Genomic DNA, 5,672 nt, shown 5'->3' with positions numbered 1-5,672 from the left:
GGTGCGTCGAGGCCGCGGCCGAGTTCACCGCGAGCGCCACGTTGAGACCCGGCAGCGGGAACAGGTACACCCCCAGCATCCCGGGAACCTGCGCGCGATGGCGCAGGCCGTCGAGCGGCGCGTTGTATGTGAACGTGTCCTTGCGGCCGTCGCTCGCGCGCTCGCGCGAGACGCTGGAAGTCGCGCTGTCCACCGCCGTGATGGTGTTGCTGTCGGCCACCAGGGTGGCGTTGTTGTCGCCGGGGGCCGAGCCGGGCGTGCGCAGGATGCTCACGTCCCAGTAGTTCGTGACCGAGCCCACGGCCGGCAGCTGCTGGACTTGCGGCTTGAACAGCACCAGCACCGTCTGTTCCACGCCCGGCTCGTTGGAGCCGGCCGCGTTGGTGGTGCCGAACAGCGTCAGCGACCCGTTGGGCGCGCGGTAGCCCCACGCATTGGCGACGGTGAGGCTGCTCTCCATCAGGTCGAAGCCGCCGTCGGTGCGCGCCTTGACGGTGAGGTTCGCCTCGGGGTCGGGCGTGCAGGTGGAGGAAGTGCCGGCGTTGAACTCGTAATCGCACACGGAGGTCTTGCCGTCGGCGGTGACGTCGAGCTTGCCCGGCCAGTGCACGAGACCTTCGCCCGGGATGAAGCCGCCCTGATGGAAGGTCCAGGCCCCGACCAGCTCCGACACCGTGTGCGGCTGCTCGGGGAACACCCAGGCGATGTTGTTGCGGCCGGCCGTGATGTTCTGGATCCGGGCCGCGCCCACGCCGGCCGCACCCATGGCGACGTCGAACTTCACTTCGTTGCCGTTCACCTCGGCCAACGTGGCGAATTCGCACGGCTTGGCCGCATCCACCGTGATCGGGACCGTGGTGCCGTCGGGGCGCGCCGCCGTCATCGTCTTGAAGTTCAGCGTGCGCACGTAGCTCGAGCCGAAGTACTCCAGGAAGCGGTACTTGCCGCTCAGCACCTTGGGGCAGTTCGGCAGGCTGCCGCCGCCCACCGCCACCATCGCGTCCTGCAGGCCTTCGCTGCTGCCGCTGGCGGCGGCCGTGGCGACCTGCGTCACCAGCTGCGGCAGCGCTTCCGGGGCCACCTGGCCGCCGAGCTGGTCCAGCAGCTTGTCGTAGTCGTTGCCCTGGGCGGGCGCGCTGGCGGTGGCCGCCTCCAGCGGCGCCTTGAACGGGTCGCCGATGGCGGCGAAGTCGATGCCGCTCGCGTCCTTCAGCGCGTTCAGAACCGCGGTGATCGCGGTACTCAGGTTCTCGCTCGTGATCGCGCCGGCGCTCGCACCGCTGAACGCGGTGAAGGCGTCGCCGGGCATTCCCCCGGTGAGCTGCGCCACGACGATCTCCGTCAGCGGCGTGACGTTCGCGACCGCGCTGGTCTGGTTAGTGGCCGCATCGGCGCTGCCGGCTTCGGTGACGGAGTGCAGCGTCACTTCGACGCCGCCGGCCGTGCCCTCCACGCGGATCATGCAGGGCAGCTCGCCGCCCTCCAGGGTGACGGTGTAGGCGCCGCTCGCGTCCGTGGTGGTGGTGGCGGTGCCTGATGCGCACTTGACCTGCACGTCCGCGCTGGCGAGCGCCAGGCCGGTGGCCGCGGTGCCGGACACCTGCAGGCTCGCGACCGGCGGATCGCCTGCCGGCGGAGTGTCGGCGTCGTCGCTTCCGCCGCCGCAGCCCGCGATCAGCAGGGCCACCGCGCTGGCGGCCGTCGTCTTCACTAATGCATTGAACTTCATGCTCGAGGAGGTTGGGTGATGAGAACTTCCGGCCTCGGGAGAGAGGCGGTCGGGTGGCCCGTTCATTTAGAAACAGGTGAAACAGGCACGCGCCGGAGCATCCCGAAATCGGAGTCCCGCGGCCATTCCCCATTTGGGGAAAGAGCCGGTTTTCCTCCTCGAAATGAGCGAGCAGTGCCGGCCCCGCCCCGCTCCCGGCGGGTCCACGACTCATTTTGTTTCAGCGCGTCACTGACGGACGGCGCGGTGCGGCAGGTGCAGCAGCAGGCGCACCAGTTCGGGCTGGCGGTTGGTGGACGTCTTCTCGTAGATGGAACGCAGCTGCTTGCGCACCGTATCGTGCTGCGTGCCCTGCAGGTCGGCGATCTGCTTCAGGCTCATGCCGTCGGCGAGCAGGGTGGCGATGCGCGCCTCCGCCGGCGTGAGGCCGAACACGGCGTGCAGCAGGTTGGCGTCCGTCGCGGGTGCCGACGCCGGGTGGTAGAACAGCAGCATCACCACCGGGCGCAGCCCGAAGGCGCCCATCGCGCCCTGCGGCGAGAGCAGGGAGTAGAAGGCGTAGAGCGCATCCTCGCGTCCGGGCGCGGTGATGCGCAACGAGCGGAAATCGGCCTCCTCCAGGTGCTGCGCCCGCCGGCCGGCGGCCTTCAGGTCCTGCTCGAGCTCGGCGCAGCGCCGCAGCAGCTCCTGCTGGTGCGGCTCGGGCAGGCGCAGACGGCCCTGTGCCACCTGCACCAGGTCCACCGAGCGCAGGAGTTGCTGCGCCGCCGGGTTCATGTGCACCACCTCGCCGCCCGTGCCCGCGAGGATGACGGGCTGGCGCAGCCGGTTCACCAGCAGGTGCCCCACGAGCGCCTGGGTGGAATAGACGAAGCTGCGCAGGCTGATGCGGCAGGCGCGCGCCAGGTGCGGCAGCAGGCGATCGAGGAAGGCGAGGGCCGGCGCGGGCAGCGGGCCTTCCGCGGCGCCGCTCAGGGTGGTGAAGACCACGCTCGCTTCCGGCGTGTCCGCCAGCACGCAGGCGCTGCCGAAGGCGCGGTCGTAGGGCACGAGGAAATCCCGGTACAGCGGCAGTGACTGCATGTCCGGCGGCAGGTCCTGCGGGAAGTGCGTCCACGTGAGCGCGGGCTTGGCCAGCACCATCGGCAGGCGCGGATCCATGGCCTGGTAGCGCTGCATGTAGGCCAGTTCGCCTTCGACGGGAAGGTTGGCGCCGTCGCTGTACGACAGGGTGCCATTGCGCTTGTCGAGGGCCAGCATGTGGATCGACTTCACCGGCAGCACCTGCTGCAACCGCTCGTACACGGCGCGCCAGCGATGCGGGTGTTCCGCCGCGTCGTACACGAGCTCGATCAGGCCGTGCAAAGCCTGCTCTGACAGATCCATCGGGAGGCCTCGAGTGCTTTGTTGTTGCTTCGGGCGGCTTGGGGCGCCGGTGGTTGCGGGGCAGTTTAACGGCGAGGAAGCGCGCAACGCGACGCAGCGGCGGAGGGTTTTCCCGGCTGGCGCTGCGGGTCTTGCGATGGTGCTACTGTCGGTGCGAGGCCGCTTCGCGTCCGACGTATCCTCTCTTTCGTGGTCTCACCAGCTTGCAGCAAAGCCGCATGGACAGCGCGCACGCGGACGCAGCCGAAACGCAATGAGTGACCCGGAACGTCTCCCACGGCACGGGCCGGCGGGCCCTGACCGCGGCCCGCAGCCGCGGCGGCTCGTCGCGGCCAACCTCGTGTTCTTCCCCATGGCGACGGTCTATGCGATCGTCGCCTTGCCGGCCTCCGTCCACGCGATGCTCGCGCGCACGGAGGCCTTTCCCGCGCTCGCCTCTACCACCGGGCACGCGCACGAGATGCTGTTCGGCTTCGCGCTGGCGGTGGTCGTGGGCAACCAGCTCGGTCGCATCTCCCTGGCGCGGCTCGCGCTGCTGACCGGGCTGTGGGTGCTGGCACGCGCAACGTTCCTGTTCGCTCCCGCCAGCCTGGCGGCGGCGGGCGCCAACATCGCGTTCTCAGGCCTGCTCGCGGCGCTGCTGGCGCCGCGGCTGCTGGCGGCCGCGAAGAAGTGGCGCAACGAGGCGCTGCCCGTGGTGCTGGCGGCGATCTGTGCCTGCGGCATCGCGTTCCAGCTTGCGCGCCAGGCCGGCTTCGCCGCCGCCGAACACGCGATCCTCGCCATGGCGGTCCTGCTCTTCGCCATGCTGCTGCTGTTCATGGGCGGCCGCATCCTCGCGCCGGCGCTGGCCGGCCAGTTCTATCGGCAAGGCAGCGATCTCGCTGCGCGCGTGCAACCGCAGATCGAGGGCGGGCTCATCATCGCCATGGGGATCGCCATTGCAGCCTCGCCGTTCGCAGGATGGCGGCCTTTCGCGCTATCGGCCGGCGCGGCGACGGCGATCTCCGGCGTGCTCGCGCTGGTGCGCCTCTGGCGCTGGCGCCTGTGGGCGCTGCAAGGCCGGCCGGACCTTCTCTGCCTCGCCGCCGGCTACGGGTGGCTCGCGCTCGGCCTGCTCGCGTACGGCGCCGCACTTGCGGTGGGGCGCTACCAGACCGCCGCGCTGCACTTGATCACGGTGGGTGCTCTGGGCACGCTCACCCTCAACGTGATGGCGATGACGTGGACGCTCAAGGCCGGCGAGGACCCCTCGCGTGACCGCTTGCGCCTGGCGGCCACCGTACTGGTCGGCGCGGCAGCCCTCGCGCGGGTGCTCGGGGGCGTTGGCGTGTCCGATCCGCTGCGGCTGTTCGTGATCGCATCGACGCTGTGGAGTGGCGCTTTCGCGCTGTTGCTTGCCATCCTGGTCCGTGCCCGTGTCCGCAAGTCCGCACGCGTCCAGGCCATTCCGAAGGAGATCGAATGACCTACGCTGGAAAAGAACGGCTGTATCGGATCGTCATCGTCGTCCTGCTGCTCGTGATCGCAGCGATGGCCTACAAGTTCATCGTCGCAGGATCGACGGCCGCGGGCGCGGACGGACGCACCGCGGTCCTGCTGGAACCGGGCGAGCGCGCGTTCGTGCTGCGCGAGATGCGCGGGTTCCTCGTGGGGCTGCAGCGCATGACGGACGCCCTGACGCGCGACGACATGCAAGCGGTCGCCCAGGTCGCTCGCGAGCTGGGAACGCAGAAAGGCCACGACGCGCCGGTGTCGCTGATGGGCAAGCTGCCGTTGGAGTTCAAGAAGCTTGCATTTGGGGTGCACGGAGATTTCGATGCCATCGCCGCGGAGGCGGGGGGAGGCGGGCAGTCGAAGCGCACCCTGGCCCAGATCTCTGCCGTCTTGCAGAAGTGCACGGCGTGCCATGAGCAGTACCAGTTCGACGCTGCGCGGCAAGGTCCGCAAGCGCCGTAGCAAGCCGAGCCTGGCTGTCCACGTCGGGCGGCGGCGTCGCGCTACAATCCCGGACCGAACCGCGGGCGTCGTTCAATGGCAGGACCTGAGCTTCCCAAGCTCAAGACGTGGGTTCGATTCCCATCGCCCGCTCCATCACCGACTGGATTCCCGCCTGCGCGGGAATGACAGGGCGCGACGGGAATGAACGCGCCGGCCCTCAGCGCCGCGCTTCCCGCAACTGCCGGTTCCGCACCTCCCCCAACCGCTCCAGCATCCAGCCCGGATATTCCTTCGCCAGCGCGCTGACGGCATCCAGGCGTTCCAGCTCCGACGCCTCCAGCCGCAGCTCGGTCGCGCGGATGTTGTCGGCCAGTTGCTCGGGCCGCTTGGCGCCGATGATCACGGTCGTGACCTGCGGCTGGTGCAGCAGCCAGGCCAGAGCGACCTGGGCCACGGTGACGCCGCGCGCCTGTGCGATGTCACGCATCACGTCGATGATGTCCCAGGCGCGCTCCTTGTTCACCGGCGGGAAGTCGAAGCTCGTGCGGCGGCTGCCTTGCTCGCCCTGCTGCTCGCGGCCGTACTTGCCGCTCAGGAGGCCGCCGGCGAGCGGGCT

General features: G+C 69.8%; 5 protein-coding genes and 1 tRNA gene. 3 read left to right on the top strand and 3 right to left on the bottom strand.

The window, feature by feature from the left end; genetic code table 11:
- On the bottom strand, window positions 1–1,711 hold a 1,711-nt coding region (locus VFM98_RS10875; protein WP_325109942.1), incomplete at its 3' end, for a hypothetical protein.
- Window positions 1,712–1,957: 246 nt separating this feature from the next.
- On the bottom strand, window positions 1,958–3,115 hold the full coding sequence (locus tag VFM98_RS10870; protein WP_325109941.1) for a helix-turn-helix transcriptional regulator: 1,158 nt from the start codon (window positions 3,113–3,115) through the stop codon (window positions 1,958–1,960).
- Window positions 3,116–3,251: 136 nt separating this feature from the next.
- Between VFM98_RS10870 and VFM98_RS10865 the strand changes: the two genes are divergently transcribed.
- The 3 genes from VFM98_RS10865 (at window position 3,252) to VFM98_RS10855 (ending at window position 5,209) form a co-directional block, all read left to right on the top strand.
- A complete protein-coding gene (locus VFM98_RS10865; protein WP_325109940.1) occupies window positions 3,252–4,583 on the top strand; it encodes an NnrS family protein in 1,332 nt (443 codons plus the stop codon).
- Entirely contained in the window at window positions 4,580–5,074 is a 495-nt protein-coding gene (locus VFM98_RS10860) for a hypothetical protein (RefSeq protein WP_325109939.1), read from the top strand. Before VFM98_RS10865 ends, VFM98_RS10860 begins: the two co-directional genes overlap by 4 nt.
- A 61-nt stretch (window positions 5,075–5,135) precedes the next feature.
- Window positions 5,136–5,209 (top strand) — tRNA-Gly (locus VFM98_RS10855).
- A 64-nt stretch (window positions 5,210–5,273) separates the two neighbouring features.
- Here the strand turns inward: VFM98_RS10855 and VFM98_RS10850 are convergent.
- A partial coding sequence (locus VFM98_RS10850; protein ID WP_325109938.1) for an aldo/keto reductase occupies window positions 5,274–5,672 on the bottom strand: 399 nt, incomplete at its 5' end.

The sequence above is a fragment of the Ramlibacter sp. genome (assembly GCF_035706265.1).
GTDB lineage: Bacteria > Pseudomonadota > Gammaproteobacteria > Burkholderiales > Burkholderiaceae_C > Ramlibacter.
This window is presented reverse-complemented; position numbering and strand designations above follow the sequence as displayed.

Bases quoted from the DNA above. Each gene is read 5' to 3' on its own strand.
- VFM98_RS10870 (WP_325109941.1), bottom strand. From the start codon at position 3,115: ATGGATCTGTCAGAGCAGGCTTTGCACGGCCTGATCGAGCTCGTGTAC.
- VFM98_RS10865 (WP_325109940.1), top strand. From the start codon at position 3,252: ATGGTGCTACTGTCGGTGCGAGGCCGCTTCGCGTCCGACGTATCCTCT.
- VFM98_RS10860 (WP_325109939.1), top strand. From the start codon at position 4,580: ATGACCTACGCTGGAAAAGAACGGCTGTATCGGATCGTCATCGTCGTC.